The following is a 21,022-nucleotide window of genomic DNA, read 5'->3' as shown; positions in this document are numbered from 1 at the left end:
CAATCGGACCATGCGCAAAATCGATCGCGGTGAATTGGACCCGCGCTGCCCGGTCCGTCGGGACGCCGACGGCGTCTGGCGGATCCAGGACCATGCCACCGCGCGGGAATTCCTGCGCCACAACGACACGCGCCAGGCCGGCTTCGGGATCGAGGGCGCCAAGCGGTTCAACCAGGGGATGCGCCTGGCCGTGCTCTACCGCGACGGGCCGGAGCACCGCGAACACCGCCGGCAGACCGCGAAGTACTTCACCCCCAAGCGCGTCGACGCGGCGTACCGGGACCTGATGCACCGCCTGGCCGACGAACAATGCGCGAGGCTCCGGCGCGAGAAGCGGGTCGATCTGTCCGAGCTGTCGTTCCAGCTGGCGGTGGCGGTGGCCGGCGAGGTGGTCGGTCTCACCGAGAGCCGCGGCAGCATGGCCGAGCGACTCGACCGGTTCTTCGGCACGATGCCCGACCCCGACGCGCGCGGACTGCGAGCGGCCCGGGCCGGCGTGCGGAGCCTGTTCACCATCGGCGCGTTCTTTCTGCGCGACGTCCGGCCCGCCATCGCCGTACGCCGCAAGCAGCGCCGCGACGACCTGATCTCCCACCTGATCGACGACGGGTGCAACGACCGCGAGATCCTCGGCGAGTGCGTCACGTTCGCCGCGGCCGGCATGGTCACCACCCGCGAGTTCATCACCGTCGCGGCCTGGCACCTGTTCACCGACGAGGCGCTGCGGGAGCGCTATGTCGCGGCCGAGGAGAAGGAGCGGTTCACGATCCTGCACGAGATCCTTCGCCTCGAGCCCGTGGTGGCCGATCTGCTGCGGTGGACCACTGAGGACGTACGCCTCGGCGGCGTGACCATCCCCGAGGGTGACCTGGTCGACGTGAGCGTGGCCGCGGCCAACACCGACGAGACCGTCGTCGGCGCCGAGCCGGAGAGGGTCTGCCCCGACCGCCCGGCCGGCGACGCGGTCCTGTCCTTCGGCGACGGCCCCCACCGCTGCCCCGGCGCGTACATCGCCATCCAGGAGACCGACATCTTCCTCAGCAGGCTCTTCGCGATGCCCGGCCTGCGCATGGTCAGGACCCCGGCCGTACGCATCCGCCCCGAGATCGCCGCCTACGAACTCACCGGCTTGATGCTCGAAGTCTGAGGAATACCGCAGCTCACCCACCGGTTCCGTCGGCGGGGGTGTTCACTGCGGCTCTCATCGACGACTTCTCCGTGGAAATCACCGGCCGGGACGCGACCGAGCTCGAGGCCGTTGCTCTTCCGGCCGGCACACGCGTCAACGTGACCTTCCTCGGGCACGAGGACGCCGCGACGCGCCTGGCCACGGCCCGGGCGATCGCCACCCGGGGGCTCATTGCGGTGCCTCACCTTTCGGCCCGCCGGCTTTCGTCCCGTACGGAACTGGCGTCGTTCCTCGCCGCCCTGCCGTCCCCGGCCGACGTCTTCGTCGTGGGCGGCGACCCGGCGACGCCGCACGGCCCCTTCGGCGACGCGCTGTCGGTGATCGAGTCGGGTCTGCTGGAGGAGTACGGCGTCGAGCGGGTGAGCATCGCCGGCTACCCGGAGGGCCACCCCGGCCTCCCCGAGCCTGTGCTGTGGTCGTCGCTGGAGGCCAAGCTGGCCGCCCTGCGCGCCCGCGGCCTCGAGGGCGAGATCATCACGCAGTTCGGCTTCGACGCCGACCCGGTCCTCGACTGGATCGCCGCCCTCCGGTCCCACGGCATCGAGGTCCCCGTCCGCGTCGGCGTTCCCGGGCCGGCCGGCGCCGGGCGGCTGCTGCGTTACGCCACCCGCTTCGGCGTACGCACCCTGGCCGCCAACGGCCTCCCACCTGCCACCCCCGACGGTTTCCTGGACGCGCTCGCCACCGACTACCACCCGGCCGATCATGGCCTGGTGAAGCTGCACTTCTACCCGTTCGGCGGCCTGCGGGCCACCGTGGACTGGATCGGCGCTACGTTGCTGCGGTGAGCGACTTTCCGCAGTTGCACTCCAGTGAGCGCGACACCCTCGCCTACTTTCTCGACCAGCACCGGGAACGGACGCCGGCCGCGCTGGACGGCTTGGCGGACGCCGATGCCGCGGCCCGGCTGCTGCCGGCGACCGACATGACCATCGGCGGCATCGTGAAGCACCTGGCCCACATGGAGGACCTCTGGTTCACCCACACCCTGCTGGGCGAGCCCTACCCCGAGCCGTGGGCCTCCGCGCCGCCCGGCGAGGAGTGGGCCTGGCGTTCGGCCGCCGGCGACTCGGTGGCTGAGCTGCGGGAGTTGTACGAGGCCGCGTGCGCCCGTAGCCGTGATGCCGTCAGCCGCTTCGACGACCTGGACGCCCGGGCCGCCCGTCCCTCCTTCGGTAAGGCTCCGGTCAGCCTGCGCTGGCTCTGGGCGCAGATGATCCGCGAGACCGCCCAGCACAACGGCCACCTCGACCTGATGCTGGACGTGATCCGGGCCCGCTGATCACCATTGCCGGCGTACCGTCGCCTTGCCGATCGTGACCAGGCTGGCCGGTGGCACGTCCTCGGCCACCACCGCCCCGGCGGCGACCACCGCATCGCGGCCGATGGTGACGCCGGGCAGGATCGTCGCCCCGGCCCCGATCCAGGCGTTCTCCTCGACGGTGATCGGGCCGCCGGTGAGCCATTCGCGCCGCTCGCCCGGGTCGACCGGATGCCCCATCGTGATGAACGTGGCCTTCGGGCCGACCAGCACCCGCTCGGCCAGCCGGATCCCCGCGTAGTCGAGAAACGTGCAGTTCTGGTTGATGAAGACCCGCTCGGCCAGCTCGAGGTTGAAGCCGTGATCGGTGAAGAACGGCGGATAGATCGTGGTCCCCGCCGGCACCGGCCGGCCGAGGATCCGCTCGAACAGCGCCGCCTTGCCCTCCTCGTCCTCGAACGGCAGCACGTTCAACCGCGAGGTGAGCTCGGTCGCCCGCAACACCCTCTCCGTCATGGCCTTGAACTCGGGACTGTGAATCCGCATTAAGCGGTCGTTCGACATGTGGGGCGCCTTTCAGTCGTCCCGGCCCCAGGACGGACGCCACGCCGGCTCGGCGGCCCTGGGCAGGCTCTCGAGGTGGGCGACGACCGCGCGGAGGCCGGGATGGGGATTGGTCCGCGGCAGAAGAAGTGACAGCGGGTAGACGAGCGCCGGCCCCACGATCGGGATGCGGCGAAGATCGTGGGCGGCGGGCCAGACGTACCGATCGCGGGACCCGACCAGCGTGGCCACCTCGCCCGAGCCGGCCAGCGTGTCCAGCAGCACCTCGTCCCCGAAATGCGGTCCCGCCGCATCGACCCGCAGGTCGAAGGTGGTCACGAGCTGGTCGTAGAAGTCCGCCCACTCGCTCCCGGCCGCGATGCCCGGCACCCAGATCCGGTGCCCGCGCAGCTGCGACGGCGTCACCGCCGCCGCGCCGGCCAGCGGGTGGTGCGGCCCCACAAGCAGCTCCGACGGCGAGTCGAAGGCGGAAATCATCCGTACAGCCCCCGGCAGCGCCCCCGGGTCGATGACGCTGCGAAACGAGGCATCCACCTCGCCCGCCTCGACGGCCTTGACCGCCACCCACGGATCGGCGGCCCGCAAGGTGACCACATCAAGCTTGAGCCCGGGATGCCCCCGCCAGTAGTCGTGCAACACCACAGCCTGGGCGCTCCGCAGCCCGAGAACATCGATCCGCAGCGCCCGCAAGCCCGGCCGGACCGCCGCCACAGCCCGATCGGCGCCGACCACGAGACCACGCGCGTGCGGAAGAAAGGCCTGGCCGTCCGGGGTCAGTTCAACCCCTCGGGCGGTACGGACGAAAAGCCGTACCCCCAGCTCCCGTTCCAGCGTCGCGATCCGCTTCGAAACCGCCTGCTGCGTCACGCCAAGCTCCGCCGCCACCCGCCGCAGCTGCCCGAGCTCAGCCGCCCGCACAAACGACCGCAGCCCCTCCGTGTCCACCGAAAGATCGTACGGACGTACAACCGATGATTGTCGCTCTTCGCGAAGCCGGTTGTCCTACGCGTCCCCATCCCGCTCGCCGGTGAGGTGGGAGCCGACGGGATCCACGTCGACGGGGAACACGGACCTGCGTCTGCCGTGGTACGGCCCGGGCTGCGCCGCGGTGCCGCGCGGGGTGGTCCGCTGGCGGTGAGTGACCAGCAGGTCGTGACCGGCGAAGCCGCTGCTGAGGCCGCGGGGCGGGATTTGGATGGCGGGAGCCGTCAGTTCTTCAAGTGGCGGTCCAGCCAGGCGTACGCGGCGTCCTGCATCTCGGCGGCGAAGACGTGGCCCAGGCCGGGCCAGGTTCGGGTGGCCAGGCGGTCGGTGGCCCCCTGGGAACGCCAGACGGCGCGCATCTTGTCGTAGGCGACGGCGACTCCGGCCGGGGTGAAGAGCGGGTCGTCGGCGCCGTCCGTCAGGAACATGGGCCGGGGTGCGGCGATCGAGGCGACGTCGGGGATGTCCAGGTGGCGCCAGAGGCCCGGGTGCAGCATGTAGAAGGCGGACTGGCCGCGCAGCGTGTTGTTGCCTGGGACCATCATCTCGCGGAGCCCGGTCATCCAGCAGGCCGAGACGGTGGCGGCGACATGGTCGGACAGGGCGGCCACCTGCCACGCCCGGAAGCCGCCCATCGAGAAGCCGACCGCGGCGACACGGCGGTGGTCCACCTCGGGGCGGGAGGAGAGAAAGGCCGCGGCCCGTACGTCCTCGCGCGCCACCAGGCCGGCCAGGGAGGAGCCGAGGTTGTAGAAGTTGCCGGCCAGGGCCTGCTGGTTCTCGTAGACGAGCCCGCCGCGGTCGCCCCAGCCGAGCGCGTCGACGGCCAGGACGGCGTAGCCGCGGGCGACCAGCTCGGCCCCGATGAACCGGCGGCTGAAGTACTTGTCGGCCCAGGCCTGCGCCGACACGCGCCGGGTCTCGTCGTACCAGGGCTCGATCAGCTTCTCCTTGCCGATGTCGAACCGGGCGCCGTGATCGTGCAGCAGCAGCGCCGCCGGGAAGGGTCCGCGGCCGTCCGGCACCAGCATCGACGCGCGCACCCGGCTGTGCCGCGTGACGTTGAACAGCAGCAGCCGCCGGCGATACCCGTCGGCCCGTTGCTCGTCGACGACTTCCGCCTCGAAGGGCGTGTCGTCCCGCGGCTGCCAGAGCAACTCCTCGACCTTCGCCCGCGCGGCCCGCCGCCACGCCCGGAAGTCCCCGCGGCCGCGCCAGGCCAGGGGAAAGGTCAGCTCACTCCGGAGCTGGTCGGCGAAGACCGGCAGGTTCCCGGCCTCCACTCCCGGACTCTCGAACCCGGCCGCCGCCCGCGCCTCGGGCAGCCCCACCAGGCGCGCCCCGAGCGCCGCCGCCGGTAACCCCATCACCGCCCGGCGCTTCATACATTCTCCTTCGTCGATGTCCCTGACGGTAGGAGCGCTCCCATCGGCTGTCAACGCGGGCGTCGACGTTAGGTTCGGTGCGAACGTTTCCGGGCGGTCGCGCGTCTGGGAGGCATGACAAGTGAAAGGGCCCTTCATGGGGCGCGGTGATGCGGAGTTCGCGGAGTTCGCGGCCGGGTGTTTTCACCGGCTCCGGCGGGCGGCGGTGCTGCTGACCGGGGATGCCGGGCAGGCGGAGGACGCCGCGCAGGCGGCGCTGGTGAAGACGTACGCCGCCTGGCGGAGGGTGCGCAGGCAGGACCCGTACGCGTACACGCGGCGGGTCATGATCAATCACCTCAAGGATCAGTGGCGGCGGCCGCTGAAGGAGGATCCGTACGAGCAGGAGCGGATCCCGGAGCGGCCGGCCGCGGCGGACGTGGCCGACGACGTCACGCGGCAGCAGTGGCTGATGGCGGCGCTGGGGAAGCTGGCGGCCCGGGAGCGGGCCGTGGTCGTGCTGCGGCACTACTTCGACCTCAGCGAGCAGCAGGTGGCCGCCGAGCTGGGCGTCGCGGTCGGCACCGTGAAGAGCCTCAACTCGCGCGCGCTGGGCAAGTTGCGCATCACCCTGGACCCGGCCGAGCCGGTGACGAACGGAGTTTCGCTGTGACCGACCTCGACACCTTCCGCGACGAGTTGCGCGGGCCCGCCGACGGCCGTCCGCCGGCGCTGGACGACATCATCGGCGCCGGTCGCCGGCTGCGGGCGCGGCGGCGGTTCGCGGGCGCGACGGTCGCCGCCGTGGTCGTGGCCGCGGTGGTCTCGACGGTGACCTGGTGGCCGGCCCAGACGCCGGCGCCGGGCGGGGCCTGGCCGGCGGCCGCGGTCGACGCCGAGGGATCGTGGGGCCAGGCGGTGAGCACCGGCATCCGCCAGGACGACCGGGAGATCGTGGTCACCGCCTTCCACAACGAGAACCCGGCCTACCCCGACATCAAGTTCGGCGTACGGGCGTGCGCGGCGGCGATCGACGGCAAGCTGGGCACCTGCGTCAACACCTTCGACGACGTGCCGCCGGACAACAGTCCCGGCTTCCACAGCATCGAGCTCCCGGCCAACGTCGAATACATCGACTTCCCGGCGTACGGCTATTACGTCGGGCCGGCCGAGACCATCACCGCCACCTCGCGCGGCCGGAAAGTCACGGCGAAGCTGGTCCCGTGGAGCGAGGACCCGAATGTGGTGCTGTTCTGGTTCCCGTTGGAGCAGGTCTACCAGAAGGCCGACAAGAACGACCCGGCCTACCAGGAGGGCAAGGTCACCAAGGGCCAACTGCCGGACCTGACCGGCCTGACCGCGCAGGACGCGGCCGGCCGGACCCTCCCGGTGGGCAAGCCCTTCATCATCGGCTGAGGACGGGCGGGCGGCTCGCCGGTCATGGGGCCACTCTCATGGTGCCGGCTAGCAGCGCTTCAACCCGGGTGAGCAGGTCGGCGGGCTGGAAAGGCTTGCCGAGGTAATCGTCGGCGCCGGCCTGGCCCGCGGCGTCGCGTTCGGCGGGGTACTGGTGCATACGTCGTGGTCCGCGCGGCGCAGGATGCGCACCAGCGCGTCTCGGATGTCGGTCACTTGCTCGGCGACGAGGATGTCGGCCATGGCGTTGTCTCCGTAGCGGTTATGGCGTCGCGGGCCGGCGTAGTGGGAAGCGGACGACAACCGCGGTACCGCGAGGCTGATGGTCGGTGACGGTGATGGAGCCGGCGTGCAGGTCCACGATGGCGCGGGCCAGGCTGAGACCCAGCCCGCTGCCGGGTGTGCCCTGGTGACGGACGTTGCTGGCCCGGTAGAAACGGTCGAACAGGTGGCCGAGCTCCGCCGGGGGCACGCCGATGCCCTCGTCGGTGATCGTCAGTTCGGCGGTGTCGCCGTCCGGGCGCAGCCGCAGGTGCACGGCGCCGCCGTCCGGGCTGTACTTGATCGCGTTGGCGAGCAGGTCGTCGACGAGCTGGCGAAGCCGGGCCGGGTCGCCCACGATGACCAGCCGATCGGGCCGGTCGGTGCTGAGCCGGACCCGGTTGGCGGCGGCGGCGGGCCCGGCGGCGGTCATGGCCTCGGCCACCAGATCGACCAGGTCGGTGTCGCCGAGAGTGAGGCCGAGGTGGCCGGACTCCAGGCCGGCGAGCTCGAGCAACGTGTCGACGATGCTCTGCAGGACGGCGGTGTTGCGTTCGATCGAGCGCACCATCTCCCGATCGTCGTCGGGCAGAGCCGCCGCATCCTCGCCGAGCATCGTGGCGTTGGCCATGATCGAGGTGAGCGGCGTCCGCATCTCGTGCCCGACCAGCTCCAGGAAGTCGTCGTGGGACCGTTCGAGTTGATGGGTTAGGTGGGCCGCCTGGCGCAGGGCCACGAAGACAGCGAACTGGGCGGCGACGCCTTCGAGCAGCACAGTGAGCACGTCCTCGTGCGGTTCCGGGGCGCCGGCGTAGCCGCTGAGCACGCCCAGCAGGGTGTCGCCGTCCTTGATCGGCACGGACAGCACGGTGCCGACGCCGCGCTGCCGCAGCGCTTCGACCCGGGAGCGGACCTGGGGCGGATGCGAGCGGTCCACGTTGAGATCCGGTACCCACATCGACTCTCCGGTGGCCCAGACCTGGCCGGTGATGCCGGCGCCCTTGACGACGTGGTGGTCGACGAGGCTCTCGAAGCCGGGCTCGGTCCAATGCCCGACCGACTCGAGCCGGGTGCCGCTCGGGTCGAGCAGCCACAGCTCCGCGTACGGCCAGTCCAGGTTGGCGGCCATCGTCCGCAGGACCGCCGGCGCCGCCTCGCTCGGCGAGGCCGCCTCGGCCAGGATCCGGGCCACGGCGGCATGGCAGCCGCGGAACCGTTCGACCCGGCGTACGGCGGTGACCTCGTGCGCCGCCACCACCGCGCCCAGCCGGCGCCCGTCCTCGGCGGTGATCGGCCGGGCGGTGGCCGCGAACGTCCGCAGCCGGTGGCCGGGAACCCGGACGAGGATGTCGGTGTCTTGGACGTGCTCGCCCCGCAGCGCACGCATCAACGGCGCCTGATCCCACGGGATCGGCGTCAGGTCGGGGCGCATCAGCAGACCCGAGGTGGTCTCGGCGAAGTCGGCCGGCACCGGGCCGCCCGGCGGCAGGCCACGCATCTCGCGCAGCACGCGATTGATCAGCACCACCTGCCCGTGCTCGTCGCAGGCGATCACGCCGACCGCGCGGCTGTCCAGCAGCGCGGCCAGGAACTGGCCGTTACGCTCGGCGGCGTTCTCGGCGGCGACCTGAGCGGACAGGTCGGTCACGAACACGGCCGCCAGCGGACCGGTCGCCGCCCGCACCACCGACAACGACACCCGGGCGGTGATCCGATGACCGTCGCGATGCCGCACGCTGACGGTTCGTGCGACCGGACGGTGCGGGGCCGCCGTGAACAGCCGGGCCAGCGCCGCCCCGACCGGCTCCCCGCCGTAGTCGGGCAGCAGGCTCGCGTGCAGGTGCCGGCCGCACACCTGCGAGCTGGTGAATCCGAGCAGTTCCTGCGCGGCCCGGTTGAAGCTCACCACCACGCCGTCGCGGTCCACCGCGAGGAACGCCTCCTGAATGCTGTCCAGCAGCGACAGGTCATCGATCCCGGTGGGCGCCGGGGCCGGCGACCCGGCGGGCAGACTCGGGCCCAGTAGTCCGGCCGCCTCGGCCAGGAGGGCCGTCTGCGCCTCGGACCAGGCCCGGACCTCGGTGTCGAGCACCGTGAGCGCCCCGACCGGGCGGCCGTCACCGTCGCGCAGGGGCGCCGCGAGGAACGCGCGTATCCCGTGCCCGGTGACCAGCGGGTGCTCGCGGAGACGGCGGTCATGGTCGCCGGGCATGTCGCCGCATTCGACCGGTCCGCCCGCGCTGACCACGTACTGGCCCAGCGCGGAGGCAAGCGCCACCCGGCCGGATCCCGTCGAGCCCGGCGGCAGGCGATGCGTACCGAGGAACGTCTCCCACTCATCGCCGACCACCGACACGGCCGCCATCGACGCCCCCGACAACTGGCCGGCCAGCGCGGCGATCGCATTCATGGCCCCGGCCGGCCGGGACAGCACCTCGCGAGCCCGCTCGACTGCGGCCAGCCGCGCCGAATCACCCAGCGCCGCCTCATCAACCGTGACCATCGACCCACCCAGAGCAAGACGCGCGCTTGGTCTCCCCACCCGGGAAGGCTGACGGGGTACCCGATATTGCGAATTTAACCCCTTTTGGGGGTGCGGGGCGGCCGTCAGGTCTGGATCGAAGGGTGGTAATCGTCGGAGGTCAGTCCGAAGGTCCAGGCGACGCCCTCGCGGGCGGTGCGGGTCTGTGGGGGCACGCGGAGCCAGTAGATGCGGCTGGTGCCGTCGGGTTCGGGGGTGGAGTTGACCACCTCGACCATGACCAGGGGCTCGTCGCCGTCGAGGTCGAGGCGCCACAGGGTGCCGGTCTCGTCGGAGCCGATGTCGCGGGCGCCGGCCTCGCGCAGGTAGCGCTCGTAGCCGAAGTGCTCGAGCATGACCCGGCGGAGCTCGGCGTTCTGCTCGCTCTGGATGCGGGCGACGGTCAGAGTGGGCAGCTCGGCGACCAAGCCGGGCGGGATTGGCATGCCGCGCCAGGCCCACAGGCCGTAGCCGTCCGGGAAGTCCATGGCCGGGCCCTCGCCGCGGTGCAGACGCCCGACGTTGTCTCGGGTCAGCGTGGTGGGCCGCTCGGTCAGGACGGCGAAGCGCTCGGTCACCCACCACCAGCCGGTCTGCCGGGAGACCAGGGCCAGGCCGGTCAGACCCGCGAGCAAGCCGGCCGAGGGCGCCAAGCGATCGGCCGCCTCGAAGGTGGCCAGCCAGGTGCCGTCGTGCTGGCCATAGATGGCATCGAGCACGGCCCTCCGCAGCGGCCGGGCAGCGTCGCCGGGGAAATCGGTGGCCAGGTCTTCGCTCAGCCGCGACCGAACCCGGCCGGCCACCAGATCCATCACCAGCGGCCAGGAACGCCGCCCGGCGGCGGCGCTGAGCTGGGCCCAGCCGTCGTTGCCGAGCGCCTCGACCACGGCCTTACGGGCCGCCGCCCACGGTTCCGTGCGCACCCGCCGCCGCAGCGACGGACCAGAGAGCTCACCGGGAACCCACCCCTGCCGGCGCAGCTCCGCCTCCACCTCCGCCACCCAGCTTGGCCACTGAGCCCCGGAGGAGGCGGCGCCGGAGGTGGGCACGGCGGCGGAGGAGGGGGCGGAGGAACGGGCGGCGGACGAGGAGACGCCGGAGGAGGAAGTGGTCGGTGGGAGGGCGCCGGAGAGCAGGGCGATGGCGGCGGCGCCGGCGCGGGGGGAGCCGAGCCAGAAGATGCGCTCGGGCGGGGTGGCGCCGGCCGAGCGGTAGGCCTGGCGGACGCCGGCCTCGGCCGTGGAACGGTCGGCCGGGGTGGTTTCGAGGGCGGCGGCGAGCCACTGGTCCTCGATCGCGGCGGCCATGGCTTCCTGGGCGGGGGTCAGCTGCATCGATCCTCTGCCTCTCAGTCCGCGACCGGGCGGAAGGCGCCGGGGATGTACTCCCGTTGGCGGACCACGCGGTAGTGGCCGGGTGGCAGGGAGATGGGGCCGTGCTCCTCGTGGCTCACCCGGCCGTGGGTGGGGACCTCGATGAACATCCGCTCGAGGTCGTCGACGTCGGCCAGCAGCTGCAGGCCGGGGCCGCCGACGACATGCGCGTGACCGGTGGCCTCGCCCCGGGCCAGGACCATGCGGCCACGGCGGTCCCGGGGGACGGGAGCGCAGACGGGCACGTCGGTCTCGGCCACCGAAATGATCAGCACATCACCTTGCCTGTACATCAAGCCTCCCCGTTCATCGACTCGGTGCGGGAACGCTATCGCCCGGGTACGACACTTCTCCGCGAGCCGGCGGCCAACCTGCTGGAATCCGCTCGAGCAGCCCCGCCCCGTACGTCTCACGCAGTCGCAGGGGCTCGAGATGCACATAGCCGATGTGGCAGTCGCAGAGCGAGTTGCTGCAGGCGCGCGGCCGCAGGCCGTCGCGCCACGAGCCGTCGTAGAGGTTGCCGATCGGCGCCGGGATGAAGTGGCAGCGCCGCACGGTCCCGTCGCCGATGACCGAGATGGCGTCCTCCCCGGCCCGGCACGGGCGGCCGAGCGAGGCGTGCGGCCGGACGCTGTCGCCGAAGCGCGGATCGATCGCCGTCCACCGCTCTTCCTCGGCCGGCGTGTACACGTGTCCCTCCGCCGCGTTGACCCATAGATACACGGAAGGCGACAGCTCGGCCCGCAGCGCCACGGCTTCGTCGTAGTGCGCGGGCAGCCCGACCACCCCGACCGAGTAGCGCACCCCGAGCGCGTCGAGCTCCCGGCACTTGGCCAGGAAGCGGGACCGCGTCACCTGGCCCGGATGATAGGTCGCCCACAAGGCGGCCGCGGGGGAAGCCTCAGCCAGCCAGCCCGTTCGCGCCGCCAGATTTGTCTGGACAGCCACCCGAGCCACGTGCGGCAGGTGGGAAAGCCGCACGATCGCGTCCCGGTACCAGGACCGGGTCAGTCCTTCGCCCCACGGTGTGAACAGCACCGACAGCCGCCGGTCGGTCGTCGCCGCGACCCAATCGGTGAAGCGCGCCAGATCGGCTCGATCGGCCCGCAGGAGTGCGGGCGGGTCGACCCGCTTGGCGAACGGGCAGTACGGGCAGTCGTAGTTGCACGAAGCAAGCGGCCCGCGGTAGAGCACGTACAGGTCATTCATCGCGTGACGTACGCTCCCATCGCCTCGCGGACCGTCCCGGAGACCAGCCACGGCCCGATGGCGTCGGAGTGCGCGAGGCCTTCCGCGGTCAGCGCGTCGCCGACGAGCCAGCCCCGCTCCACGAGCACGCGCAGCTGCGGAAAGTCCTCCGTGTACTCCGAAAAGAAGCGTTTTCGGTAGGCCGCGGCATCGACGCCTTCCGTACGCAGCAACGACTTCAGCAGCCACCGCCGCCGCTGCTCGGCCGCGTCGAGCCGGAAGCCGATCTCCGCGTAATCGAAGTCGGACGCCGGCCGGGCCAGGTAGTCGTCGATCACCGCCCGCACCTCGGAGACCGAAACGGCGTAGTCGAACGAGTAGTGCAGATCCGAGGTGTACGACCGGGCGCCGCACCCCAGCCCGACCGTCCCATCGTCCTGGCAGCAGTAGTCCGGCCCCTCCGGCACAGGCGCGCCCGCGAGCCGGAACTGGCGCATCGAATGCTGCTCGTACCCGGCGCCGGTCAGCACCTCGACCGCCTGCCTGTACAGGGCCAGACGCTGCTTGTCCCAGTCGGCGCGGGCGTGGGCCCGCCGCCCGAGCCCGGTCAGCGGCCGCACGTAGAGCGGATAGAGATAGAGCTCCTCGGGCCGCCGGCGCACCGCCTCGTCCAGGGAGTGCTGCCACGTCTCCGCCGTCTGCCCGTCGATGCCGTAGATCAGGTCGACGTTGAGCACCGGGATGCCCGCCTCCCGGATCGCGTCGAGCGCCCGCTCCACCTCGATCAGCCGCTGCGGCCGCCCGGCGGCGCGCGCCTCGGCCTCCAGGAAGCTCTGCACGCCGATGCTCACCCGGGTGGCGCCGTGCGCGGCGAGCACCGCCAGCCGATCCGGGGTGGCCGTCGCCGGCGAGGTCTCGACCGACATCGGGACCGTGACCGGGCCGAACACGTCGCCGACGATCCCGAACAGCTCCTCCAGCTCGGCCGGCGTCAGATACGTCGGCGTTCCGCCGCCGATCGCTATCCGCGAGAACGAGGCCGCGGGGGACAGGCTCTGCTTGACCGCTGCGGCCTGGCGTCGCAATTGGGAGAGGTACGCGGTGACCTGCTCGGCCGGCGGATTGGCGCGCGTGAACAGATTGCAGAAGCCGCAGCGCATCTCGCAGAACGGCAGATGCACATACCCGAAAAGCGAATCCTGGGGCTCGGCCGACCACACCTCGGCCAGCGTCGGCCGCGGTTCCAGCTTCCGGTACGCCGTCTTGTGCGGATACGCATACAGATAGCCCTGGTACGGCGAGTCGTCGAGGTTCATGCGGCGTCCAGCACGAAATCCGCGTACGGCACGGTCCACACGTCCTCGTGGGGGACCCGATGACCGACGTGGCCGTCCTCGCCGTACAGCGTGCCGTGATCCGAGCAGATGATCACCTGGCACGCCCGGCCGCGGCTCGTGACCAGCGCGAACAGCCGCCCGATCTCGCCGTCCACATACTCCAGGGCGGCGGCGTGGGTCTCCCGGCTGTCCTCGGCGGCGCCGGGCACGTAATGCTTGTTCGGCTGATGCAGCGCGGCCACGTTGATGAAGCTGAACAGCGGCCGCTCGGCCGGCAGCCCGGCGACGATCTCGCCGAGCCGGTCGATCTGCGCGCCGAAGCAGTCAGGATCGGTCACCCCGAAACCCCTTTCCCAGTACGCCTCGGCGAAGAGCCCCGGCAGTACGCGCCCCAGCGGCGCCCCCGGATTGAAGAAGCCCACCCCGCCCAGGCACACCGTGTGGTAGCCGTCGGCGGCCAGCCCGGACGGCAGGTCGGCGGCGTCGAAGACGTACGTCGCCGGGCCGCTGGTCTCACTGCCGGCGAACCGGGCCGCGAACAGCCGCTCGTGCCGGCCCGGCGTCACCGGTGTCGGCAGGAAACCGGCGAAGAACGCGTGATGCGCCGCGTAGGTGAAGGTGGCCGGGCTGTGCCGCCGCTCCCACACGCCGCCGGGCAGCACCTTGGCCAGCTCGGGGGTGCGCCCCCGCGCCAGACACTCGGCCGCGACGTCGTAGCGCAGCGTGTCCAGCGTGACGAAAAGCAGGTCGTGGCTGCCGATCAGGTCGCGCACGGCACACCCGCCCAGCCGTCGACGATCGCGGCCACCTGCGCCCCGTACGTGTCCAGGCCGTCGACCAGCACGCGCGGCAGCAGATCGCCGAACGCGTTGACCTCGGCCACCGCGTGGTCGCGCCACCCCACCCGGAACATCAGGTCGACGCCGACCTGCAAGCTCCCGGGGAAGCACGCGGCCACCCGCTCGCACGTCCGCATCGCGGCGGCCCAGGACTGCTCGCCGGCGACCGCCCGCACCGCCCCCACGTCACCGCGGGCGTTGCCGAGATGCAGGTTGGTCATCGGTGACCGGCTCGTCCGGACCACGACGTGCCGCGGCCGCCCGGCGATCACCACCACGCGCAGGTCGAGGACCCGGTCGTGCAGGGCGGCCTTCGGGAACCACCGCTCGACGTGCAGCCCGTCCGGGGCCAGACGGTCCACGATGGACGCGATGGCGGGTTCGCTGTCGTATCTGCGCACCCACAGGTTGTTGAAGAGGGACCCGCCGCTCAGCTCGGCCGAGGTGACCGCCGTGACCCGCCGCCCGGCCGCCGCGAGGGCGAGCACGCCCGAGGCGGAGGAGCCGAAAGCGGGCTTGACGAAGACCCGGGACCAGCCGGCGCCGGCCATCGCCGCCCGCAGCGACGCGTAGTCGTGCACCGGATCGAGGGCGGGCGGCACCGGGATCTTTCTGCCGCCGAGCAACGCGTGGCAGCGCGGTTTGGCCGTCATCGTCAGGATGTCGGCGGGCTGGTTGAGCAGGACGCCACCGCCGTCGGCGACCCGGCCGAGCGCCCGTTCCAGGCCCGTGAACGCCGCCGAAGCGCCGACGATCTCGCCGTGCCGGGCGGTCACCGCCGGCCGTCCGCTGCCGAGCTCGCGCAGCAGCCGGTCCACCTCGGCGTTCTCCCCCGGCGAGTCGACGCGCACCACCGTGCCCGGGCCCGGAACGCGCCCGTCGCGCAGCACGTCGAGCCAGGGAAAGATCTCCGGCGCGGGCAGCCCGGCCTGCTCCACGGCGGCGGTGAAAAGGGCGACCCGGCGGTTCTCCGGGTTGCCGACGACGGCGAGCCGCATTACTCGGCGACCACGGTGTAACGGCCCCACCGCGACTCGTCCTGCCGCTCGGAGACGTCGACCGTGACGCCGGTCAGCTCGTCGACCAGGCGCTGAGCCATTTCCTCGGACATGAAGTGGTGGTGAAGGTCGAGCGTCTCCAGATGGGTCAGCGGCTGACCGGCCAGCAGCGACTCGGCCCCCGCGTCGCCCAGCACGCCCAGCGACAGGTCGAGCCGTTCGAGCCGGGCCACCACGGGCGCGGCGGCGACGGCCGCGGCCAGCTCCTCGGCGATCTCGGCGTTGCACAGGCTCAGATGGTTCAGCGCCGGGAACGCCCGCCCGCTCAGGATCGGCGCGAGGTCGTCGGCCCGGGCGTCACCGCCGTAGTTGTCGACGCCCAGCCACAGCTCCAAGTGGGTGAGGTTCGGGAAATCGCAGGCGCCGACCGCTCGGACGATCGCGGCCGGCAGCCCGCCGGACTGGATGACGAACTCGCGCAGGCCCTCGTGGCGCAGCGGGGTCAGCTCGAGCCCCTGCGCGCCGCGCACCCAGAAGGTCTCCAGCGCCGGGAACGCCCGCAACACCGGCGTGATGTCGGTCTGATTGATCCAGGAGATCTCGCACTGCTCCGAGCTCAGCTCGCCCACGAACAGCGCCCGAAGCCCACCCAGCCGCGCGGCGTTGCGGATGAGCAGCTCGAACGGGAACGGCGTGTCATAGGCCGACCCCCACTCGCCGACGATCAGCGCGGTCGGCCCGCCCGGCCCGCTGCGTTTCATCATCTGCTCGAACGCGGCCTCGAACTCCTCGACCGGCGCCTCGAAATCCTCCATGTCGATCCGCCAGGCCACCGCCGCCGGATCGGCCGGATCATGGTCGTCCTCGAGCTCCACGACGGGCAGCCCGGCGAACGTCGTCAGGTGGTGGTTGATGGTCACAGGACTCCCTCGGCCGGCTTGGCGGATCAGTGCCGAGAAGGTAGCAACCGGGTACGACACTTACGCGGCCGATCACGGAAGGACGGCGCATCGCGGCGATGGTGTCCGGGCGGTATGCGTCCGGATGCTGGTCAGCACGTCCAGGACGGGGCGGCCACGATCTCCTCGAGGCCGCCCCGCCGTCGGGTCACACGGTCGGGACCGTGCCGCCGTCGATGACGTACTCGGCGCCCACGATGGCCGAGGCGCGGTCCGACACCAGGAACCCGACCAGGTCGGCGATCTCCTCGGGCTGGGCGAACCGCCCCAGGGGAACCCCGCCGAGGGAGTCGTAGATCGTCTGCTTGGCGGCCTCGCGGGTGAGCCCGTTGCCCTCGGCGATCCGGTCCACGAACCGCTCGTAGGCCTCCGTCTCGATGCCGCCGGGGCTGATCGCGTTGACCCGCACGCCGCGGGGTGCGAGCTCGTTGGCAAGGCCCTTGCTGTACGTGCGCAGCGCCGCCTTGGCTGCCGCGTACGCCAGTGACGCGTCGTACTGCGGTAGTTCCCGCTGGATCGAGGTGAAGTGCAGCACCACACCCGACCCGGCCCCGGCCATCGGCGGCAGGAGGGCCCGGTCGAGCCGCACCGCACCCAAGAAGTTCAGGTTCAGTTCAGTCAGCCACTGCTCTTCGGTGATAACCGCGAACCCACCGGAGGGCGTCGAGGCGCCCCCGACGACGTGCACGAGGATGTCGAGCGCGCCGACGGACTCGGCGATGCGGTCCGCCACCAGCTGCGCGCCCTCGACGGTCGACGTGTCCGCCTCGATGAACCGGTCGGGGCGGTCGTAGCCGTCGGGCATCGTCCGGGCCGTGGTCCACACGTCGGCGCCCATCTCCCGCAGGCGGGTGACCACGGCCTGGCCCGAACCCTTCGACCCGCCCGTGACGAGCGCGTGGCGGCCGTCGAGGCGGTCACGTTCCTTGCTGGACATTCTTCTCTTCCTTCCGACGGATGGGTGGTGTGCGGTCGGGCTCAGGCCTCGTGGTTGGCGATGACGAGCTCGGCCACGAGGTCGCCGCGGAGGGTGAAGCGGTAGTCCAGGTCGGCGACGCCGCCGGGGAAGGTGCCCTCGAGCCGCAGGGTCACCACCCAGTGGTTGTCGTCGATGCGGCGGGCGCCGATCTGCTCGGTGGTGTACTCGAACTCGGCGCCGGCGTCGCGCAGGAACGCATGCACCTCATCGCGGCCCCGAAAGGTCTCGTTCTGGTCGACGACCACGACGTCGTCGACGAGGAACGACGAGGCCGTGTCGGCGTCGTGCACGGTGCTGGCGGCGAGGAAGTCGCGGACGGTGGCCGGCAGGATGTCGGAGCGAAGGTCGCTGTTCGTCATGTCACCACCGTGCGGCCTCGCGCGGCCGGAGGGTCAAGTGCTGGACCCTCCCCCTGGGGGAAGGTCCAGACTGAAGGGGTGCTGACGATCGGGGAGTTCTCGCGTTTGACCCACCTGAGCGTGCGGACCCTGCGCCGTTACCACGAGGGGGAGCTGCTCGAGCCGGCCGTCGTGGACGGGGCGACCGGCTACCGCTACTACTCCGCCGAGCAGATCCCGACCGCGCAGGTCATCAACCGGCTCCGCGAGCTCGACGTCCCCTTGCGCGACGTGCAGCGGATCCTGCGGACGCCCGACCCTGGCGTCCGGTCGGCCCTGGTCGCGGATCACCTGCGGCGCTTGGAGGCCGAGCTTTCCCGCACCCGGGCCGCAGTCACCTCGCTGCGCCGCCTCCTGCAGCCCGACCCCGCGCCGATCGAGGTCGAGCTGCGGGACGAACCCGCCCGCGAGGTCGCGGCCATCGAGGCCGTGGTCGGCCACGCTGACGTCGAGGCGTGGTTCGCCGGCGCGATGGCCGAGCTGGAAGCGGCCGTGGGCGCGAGGGTGACCGGGCCGCCGGGGGGTAACTACGACAACTCCCTGTTCGAGGAGGGCCGCGGTCGGGTGCTGGTCTACCTGCCGACCTCCACCCCGCCGCGCACCGGACGGGTGCGCCCCGTGACCCTGCCCGCCGCGGAACTGGCGGTGACCACCCACGTCGGCGAGCACGACGGCGTAGACGTCACGTACGGCGAGCTCGGCGCGTGGGTCGTGGAGAATGCGATGTCGGTGGCTGGGCCCGTGCGGGAGGTATACCGCGTGGGGCCCCGGGATGTGAGCGACCCGGCCGCGTGGCGTACGGAGATCGGGTGGCCGGTGTTCCGCGTGACCTGAGAACTCGTGGACCAAGCGACCGACCCCGCGGTGAGCCAGTGGTGTCGAATCTCGCCGACACGAAACCGCATCGACGGGCCGGCCAAGTGGCTCGTCGATCTCCAGTGCCCCGGGCCCGGCTGGCCGCGGGTGCGGCTACGGGAATTCGCGCCGGCCTTGGGGGAGCGCGGCTTGACTGAGATCGAGAAGCGGGTCCAGGTCGCGGATCCGGAATCGTGGGGCGTTCGCGATCTGCGGGAACAGCTGGCCGAGCTGTCCGGCGATCCCGATCGGTATGTGGCGGTTCTGGCGGAGGATCTGAAGAGCCTCAAGCGGTACGAACGGATCGTTGTCGTGCTCCGCGACCCGGGCCGCCTACTTCGCCCTGGCCGTGATGCGTGACCGCGTCGCCCGCGATCCGGTGTTCAGCTCCGAGTTCATCGACGCGCTGCTAGCCCTCGGCCACGACAACGAGGCGTGGCAGACCGGCCGCACCCACCGGGAGTGGGTCGGCCAGAATCAATTGCTGACCCTGCGGGAACGCCGCCGCGCCACGTACCCGGCCGAGGTCATCGAGCCGTACGAGGACCTGATCGAGCGGCACATCCTGAACTCGGCGGACAAACAACGCCATCGGCACGCCCTTACCAAGTCACCGCGATCAGCCGGTGGCGACGGGGCACCACCAACCGCCGCCCAGGCGTTTCCGGCAGCTCGTCACCCGAGCGGTGAACGGTGATGTGCGGGTCCTCGCGACCCCAGGCGGCGATCAAGTTGATCATTCTCGCGGTCAGCTCGGCGGCGGCCGGGCCGAAGCCGTGGGCGCCGAGCTGCCACCGGCCGGCGTCGGCCTTGCGCATGGTCAGGTAGGCGAAGCTGTCCTCGGTGAGCAGAGTGGGGCAGACGAAACGGTCCTGCGGGTCCAGCAGCCCGGCGGTGCGCTCACGGTCGACGGCGAGCGCGCCGTACGGACCCGGCTGGCTGGCCAGCCACAAGTGCAACGACTCGAAGGACGTGGCGACGGTGACCGGCGACCAGAGCTCGATCCGCCCCATGGTGAGAGCGGCGGCCAGCGCGCCGGGGTCGACCTCGATCGGATCGTCCAGGATCAGGACGACGTCCTGACCGCGCACCGGCAACCGCCGGGCGGTGTTGCGGCCGTCGCCCTGCATCGGGACGAAGCCGCACTGCACAGCGGCGGAGGCGACGAGGTGATCGCCGTGCGCGCGCAGGGTCAGGCAACGGACATTGGCGCGGATTCGCAGCGGCGCCACCAGCACGCCGCCCGGTCGGAGCTGCTCGGTCCAGGCGGGTGGGATGTCGCCCGCCTCGGCGGTCACGACAATGGCGTCGTACGGGGCGCCGGCCGCCCATCCGTACTCCGCGTCGGCCTGCGCGACCCGCACCCGCCCGTACCCGGCCCGGTCCAGCGCCGAACGGGCGCACGCGACGACCACCGGGTCGATGTCGATGCTGGTCACCTCGCCGGTGGGACCGACAGTCTCAGCCAGCAGCGCCGCGTTGTAGCCACCCGAGCCGATCTCCAGGACGCGCGCTCCGGGGCGCAGCCCGGCCGCCTCCAGCATGTGGGCCTGCAGCCAGGGTGCCGAGATCGAGCTCGTCGCCTTCCCGTCCGGCCCGCGCCGAGTGATCACCACGTCGTCCGCATAAGCGTCGGCGAGAGACGTGCCCTCCGGCGCGAACAAATGCCGCGGCACCCGGCGAAACGCCGCCTCCACCCCGGGCGTGGTGATCCGGCCGCGGCACACCAGGTGGTCGGCCAGGGCCTCGCGCTCTCTCATCGCTTCCGACCAGGAGTCCATGTCAATCACAACGACGGAGCCGCCGACGCGCCCCGACAGATACGGATCGCAACTGTGCAAGATACGGAATCTAGACCCCTCAGGATACGGAAAATTGAACCTGCAGATACGGAACAAGACATAGCTCCGCACCAGCTCACGGCCGTTTGGCCGAGGAACCGGCGCGTGTTCTGAGCGGTCCACGAACCGGCGGCAAAAGCACTTCTCCTTCGCCCAGGATGATGCTGCCGCGCTGGGCGGGCGCGAAGGTGGGGAGATGGTTGGAGCTTTGCTTCTCGGGTTCGTCGCCGGCGTTGTCGCCCGGGTGCTCATGCCGGGTGATGTCTTCCGCAAGATGAGCGGGTCGGCGTCCTGGCTGGTCTCGCTGGGGCTGGGGCTGCTGGGCGCGCTGGTCGGCTACCTCATCTTCACCGTCGGCCTGGGCATCGGCGACGACGACATCTTCGACTGGGGCGGCATCCTGAGCGCGATCATCGGCACCCTCATCGTGTTGCCGATCGCCGGCTGGCTGCTCCGGAGAAGCCAGCGCGGCAGCATCGAGGGCTGAGGCATCAGGTTGATCAATCGGTCGACCATATGGCGCTGAAGTGGGTCGCAGACCGGCTCGCGCTTCTGATAGTCGTAGGACTATAGTCGCGCGCATGTTGGCCGAGTGGTTTGGTCCGGATGGCATGGAGCAAGACGGCATGGCGCAAGGTCGTCAGCTCATCGCGGCCGCGCGATCACGTGGCTCGGAGCCCGATCGCGACATGATC

24 protein-coding genes are annotated in these 21,022 nt (G+C 71.5%); 8 read left to right on the top strand and 16 right to left on the bottom strand.

All coding sequences use genetic code 11. The features are described from left to right. The first annotated feature begins 10 nt into the window (after positions 1 to 10). From AB0J66_RS16300 to AB0J66_RS16290, 3 genes are read left to right on the top strand one after another with little or no spacing between them, the layout of a single operon-like run. The gene (locus AB0J66_RS16300) at positions 11 to 1,147 is read left to right on the top strand and encodes a cytochrome P450 (protein ID WP_364660553.1); all 1,137 of its coding nucleotides are present in this window, start codon (positions 11 to 13) and stop codon (positions 1,145 to 1,147) included. Between the two features lie 38 nt (positions 1,148 to 1,185). After that, on the top strand, positions 1,186 to 1,977 hold the full coding sequence (locus AB0J66_RS16295) for a methylenetetrahydrofolate reductase (RefSeq protein ID WP_364660550.1): 792 nt from the start codon (positions 1,186 to 1,188) through the stop codon (positions 1,975 to 1,977). After that, positions 1,974 to 2,471 carry a DUF664 domain-containing protein gene (locus tag AB0J66_RS16290; RefSeq protein ID WP_364660548.1) on the top strand — a complete coding sequence of 166 codons (498 nt, stop codon included), beginning with the start codon at positions 1,974 to 1,976 and terminating at the stop codon, positions 2,469 to 2,471. Before AB0J66_RS16295 ends, AB0J66_RS16290 begins: the two co-directional genes overlap by 4 nt. Here the strand turns inward: AB0J66_RS16290 and AB0J66_RS16285 are convergent, their stop codons facing one another. The 3 genes from AB0J66_RS16285 to AB0J66_RS16275 all read right to left on the bottom strand — a co-directional run bounded on the left by AB0J66_RS16285 (position 2,472) and on the right by AB0J66_RS16275 (position 5,383). Then, positions 2,472 to 3,014, bottom strand: coding sequence for a DapH/DapD/GlmU-related protein (locus tag AB0J66_RS16285; protein WP_364660546.1), 543 nt, complete (start codon positions 3,012 to 3,014; stop codon positions 2,472 to 2,474). Positions 3,015 to 3,026: 12 nt separating this feature from the next. Then, entirely contained in the window at positions 3,027 to 3,959 is a 933-nt protein-coding gene (locus AB0J66_RS16280) for a LysR family transcriptional regulator (protein ID WP_364660544.1), read from the bottom strand. A 263-nt stretch (positions 3,960 to 4,222) separates the two neighbouring features. Beyond that, on the bottom strand, positions 4,223 to 5,383 hold the full coding sequence (locus AB0J66_RS16275; protein WP_364660542.1) for an alpha/beta fold hydrolase: 1,161 nt from the start codon (positions 5,381 to 5,383) through the stop codon (positions 4,223 to 4,225). Between the two features lie 136 nt (positions 5,384 to 5,519). On the opposite strand from AB0J66_RS16275, the gene AB0J66_RS16270 reads away from it, so the two are divergent. Together AB0J66_RS16270 and AB0J66_RS16265 are read left to right on the top strand one after the other, a co-directional pair. Continuing rightward, on the top strand, positions 5,520 to 6,035 hold the full coding sequence (locus AB0J66_RS16270; RefSeq protein ID WP_364660540.1) for a SigE family RNA polymerase sigma factor: 516 nt from the start codon (positions 5,520 to 5,522) through the stop codon (positions 6,033 to 6,035). Then, positions 6,032 to 6,778 (top strand): hypothetical protein, encoded by a 747-nt coding sequence (locus AB0J66_RS16265; protein WP_364660538.1) that lies wholly within the window; start codon positions 6,032 to 6,034, stop codon positions 6,776 to 6,778. The genes AB0J66_RS16270 and AB0J66_RS16265 overlap by 4 nt, the downstream gene beginning before the upstream one ends. A 48-nt stretch (positions 6,779 to 6,826) precedes the next feature. On the opposite strand, the gene AB0J66_RS16260 is transcribed toward AB0J66_RS16265, so the two are convergent. From AB0J66_RS16260 to AB0J66_RS16210, 11 genes are all read right to left on the bottom strand, one after another. After that, positions 6,827 to 7,021: a hypothetical protein gene (locus AB0J66_RS16260; RefSeq protein ID WP_364660536.1), complete on the bottom strand. Its 195-nt coding sequence runs from the start codon at positions 7,019 to 7,021 to the stop codon at positions 6,827 to 6,829. A gap of 19 nt (positions 7,022 to 7,040) precedes the next feature. Continuing rightward, positions 7,041 to 9,542, bottom strand: a complete 2,502-nt coding sequence (locus AB0J66_RS16255; RefSeq protein ID WP_364660534.1) for an ATP-binding protein — start codon at positions 9,540 to 9,542, stop codon at positions 7,041 to 7,043. 104 nt (positions 9,543 to 9,646) lie between these two features. Beyond that, positions 9,647 to 10,894 carry a DUF6745 domain-containing protein gene (locus AB0J66_RS16250; protein WP_364660532.1) on the bottom strand — a complete coding sequence of 416 codons (1,248 nt, stop codon included), beginning with the start codon at positions 10,892 to 10,894 and terminating at the stop codon, positions 9,647 to 9,649. A 14-nt stretch (positions 10,895 to 10,908) separates the two neighbouring features. Beyond that, positions 10,909 to 11,226 (bottom strand): hypothetical protein, encoded by a 318-nt coding sequence (locus AB0J66_RS16245; RefSeq protein WP_364660530.1) that lies wholly within the window; start codon positions 11,224 to 11,226, stop codon positions 10,909 to 10,911. 13 nt (positions 11,227 to 11,239) lie between these two features. Beyond that, entirely contained in the window at positions 11,240 to 12,142 is a 903-nt protein-coding gene (locus tag AB0J66_RS16240) for an STM4011 family radical SAM protein (RefSeq protein WP_364660528.1), read from the bottom strand. Next, on the bottom strand, positions 12,139 to 13,437 hold the full coding sequence (locus tag AB0J66_RS16235; RefSeq protein WP_364660526.1) for an STM4012 family radical SAM protein: 1,299 nt from the start codon (positions 13,435 to 13,437) through the stop codon (positions 12,139 to 12,141). The genes AB0J66_RS16240 and AB0J66_RS16235 overlap by 4 nt, the downstream gene beginning before the upstream one ends. After that, entirely contained in the window at positions 13,434 to 14,231 is a 798-nt protein-coding gene (locus AB0J66_RS16230; RefSeq protein WP_364660524.1) for an STM4013/SEN3800 family hydrolase, read from the bottom strand. The genes AB0J66_RS16235 and AB0J66_RS16230 overlap by 4 nt, the downstream gene beginning before the upstream one ends. After that, a complete protein-coding gene (locus tag AB0J66_RS16225) occupies positions 14,219 to 15,295 on the bottom strand; it encodes an STM4014 family protein (protein WP_364660522.1) in 1,077 nt (358 codons plus the stop codon). Before AB0J66_RS16225 ends, AB0J66_RS16230 begins: the two co-directional genes overlap by 13 nt. Beyond that, the gene (locus tag AB0J66_RS16220; protein ID WP_364660520.1) at positions 15,295 to 16,215 is read right to left on the bottom strand and encodes an STM4015 family protein; all 921 of its coding nucleotides are present in this window, start codon (positions 16,213 to 16,215) and stop codon (positions 15,295 to 15,297) included. Before AB0J66_RS16220 ends, AB0J66_RS16225 begins: the two co-directional genes overlap by 1 nt. 187 nt (positions 16,216 to 16,402) lie before the next feature. Continuing rightward, a complete protein-coding gene (locus tag AB0J66_RS16215; RefSeq protein ID WP_364660518.1) occupies positions 16,403 to 17,191 on the bottom strand; it encodes an SDR family oxidoreductase in 789 nt (262 codons plus the stop codon). 41 nt (positions 17,192 to 17,232) lie between these two features. Beyond that, entirely contained in the window at positions 17,233 to 17,592 is a 360-nt protein-coding gene (locus tag AB0J66_RS16210; RefSeq protein ID WP_364660516.1) for a nuclear transport factor 2 family protein, read from the bottom strand. A 78-nt stretch (positions 17,593 to 17,670) separates the two neighbouring features. On the opposite strand from AB0J66_RS16210, the gene AB0J66_RS16205 reads away from it, so the two are divergent. Together AB0J66_RS16205 and AB0J66_RS16200 are read left to right on the top strand one after the other, a co-directional pair. Then, positions 17,671 to 18,465 (top strand): MerR family transcriptional regulator, encoded by a 795-nt coding sequence (locus AB0J66_RS16205; protein WP_364660514.1) that lies wholly within the window; start codon positions 17,671 to 17,673, stop codon positions 18,463 to 18,465. A gap of 6 nt (positions 18,466 to 18,471) precedes the next feature. Next, a complete protein-coding gene (locus AB0J66_RS16200) occupies positions 18,472 to 18,846 on the top strand; it encodes a hypothetical protein (RefSeq protein ID WP_364660512.1) in 375 nt (124 codons plus the stop codon). A gap of 49 nt (positions 18,847 to 18,895) precedes the next feature. Here AB0J66_RS16200 and AB0J66_RS16195 read toward each other — a convergent pair whose 3' ends face one another. After that, on the bottom strand, positions 18,896 to 19,078 hold the full coding sequence (locus AB0J66_RS16195; protein ID WP_364660510.1) for a hypothetical protein: 183 nt from the start codon (positions 19,076 to 19,078) through the stop codon (positions 18,896 to 18,898). Positions 19,079 to 19,088: 10 nt separating this feature from the next. Then, positions 19,089 to 20,246: a methyltransferase, FxLD system gene (gene fxlM, locus AB0J66_RS16190; RefSeq protein WP_364660508.1), complete on the bottom strand. Its 1,158-nt coding sequence runs from the start codon at positions 20,244 to 20,246 to the stop codon at positions 19,089 to 19,091. Between the two features lie 277 nt (positions 20,247 to 20,523). Here fxlM and AB0J66_RS16185 point away from each other — a divergent pair, with 277 nt between their 5' ends. After that, entirely contained in the window at positions 20,524 to 20,814 is a 291-nt protein-coding gene (locus tag AB0J66_RS16185) for a GlsB/YeaQ/YmgE family stress response membrane protein (protein WP_364660506.1), read from the top strand. Positions 20,815 to 21,022 lie beyond the last annotated feature (208 nt).

Origin of the sequence: Actinoplanes sp. NPDC049598 (assembly GCF_040675435.1) — a bacterium.
In the GTDB taxonomy this organism is placed as follows: Bacteria; Actinomycetota; Actinomycetes; order Mycobacteriales; family Micromonosporaceae; genus Actinoplanes.
The sequence above is the reverse complement of the archived record's forward strand: the minus strand, read 5'-3'. Positions and strand labels throughout refer to the sequence as shown.

Coding starts and splice junctions, on each gene's coding strand:
- fxlM (WP_364660508.1), bottom strand. CDS start 20,246: ATGAGAGAGCGCGAGGCCCTGGCCGACCACCTGGTGTGCCGCGGCCGG.
- AB0J66_RS16285 (WP_364660546.1), bottom strand. CDS start 3,014: ATGTCGAACGACCGCTTAATGCGGATTCACAGTCCCGAGTTCAAGGCC.
- AB0J66_RS16245 (WP_364660530.1), bottom strand. CDS start 11,226: ATGTACAGGCAAGGTGATGTGCTGATCATTTCGGTGGCCGAGACCGAC.
- AB0J66_RS16185 (WP_364660506.1), top strand. CDS start 20,524: ATGGTTGGAGCTTTGCTTCTCGGGTTCGTCGCCGGCGTTGTCGCCCGG.
- AB0J66_RS16195 (WP_364660510.1), bottom strand. CDS start 19,078: ATGGCGTTGTTTGTCCGCCGAGTTCAGGATGTGCCGCTCGATCAGGTC.
- AB0J66_RS16260 (WP_364660536.1), bottom strand. CDS start 7,021: ATGGCCGACATCCTCGTCGCCGAGCAAGTGACCGACATCCGAGACGCG.
- AB0J66_RS16215 (WP_364660518.1), bottom strand. CDS start 17,191: ATGTCCAGCAAGGAACGTGACCGCCTCGACGGCCGCCACGCGCTCGTC.
- AB0J66_RS16270 (WP_364660540.1), top strand. CDS start 5,520: ATGGGGCGCGGTGATGCGGAGTTCGCGGAGTTCGCGGCCGGGTGTTTT.
- AB0J66_RS16300 (WP_364660553.1), top strand. CDS start 11: ATGCGCAAAATCGATCGCGGTGAATTGGACCCGCGCTGCCCGGTCCGT.
- AB0J66_RS16235 (WP_364660526.1), bottom strand. CDS start 13,437: ATGAACCTCGACGACTCGCCGTACCAGGGCTATCTGTATGCGTATCCG.
- AB0J66_RS16250 (WP_364660532.1), bottom strand. CDS start 10,894: ATGCAGCTGACCCCCGCCCAGGAAGCCATGGCCGCCGCGATCGAGGAC.
- AB0J66_RS16255 (WP_364660534.1), bottom strand. CDS start 9,542: ATGGTCACGGTTGATGAGGCGGCGCTGGGTGATTCGGCGCGGCTGGCC.
- AB0J66_RS16240 (WP_364660528.1), bottom strand. CDS start 12,142: ATGAATGACCTGTACGTGCTCTACCGCGGGCCGCTTGCTTCGTGCAAC.
- AB0J66_RS16225 (WP_364660522.1), bottom strand. CDS start 15,295: ATGCGGCTCGCCGTCGTCGGCAACCCGGAGAACCGCCGGGTCGCCCTT.
- AB0J66_RS16210 (WP_364660516.1), bottom strand. CDS start 17,592: ATGACGAACAGCGACCTTCGCTCCGACATCCTGCCGGCCACCGTCCGC.
- AB0J66_RS16275 (WP_364660542.1), bottom strand. CDS start 5,383: ATGAAGCGCCGGGCGGTGATGGGGTTACCGGCGGCGGCGCTCGGGGCG.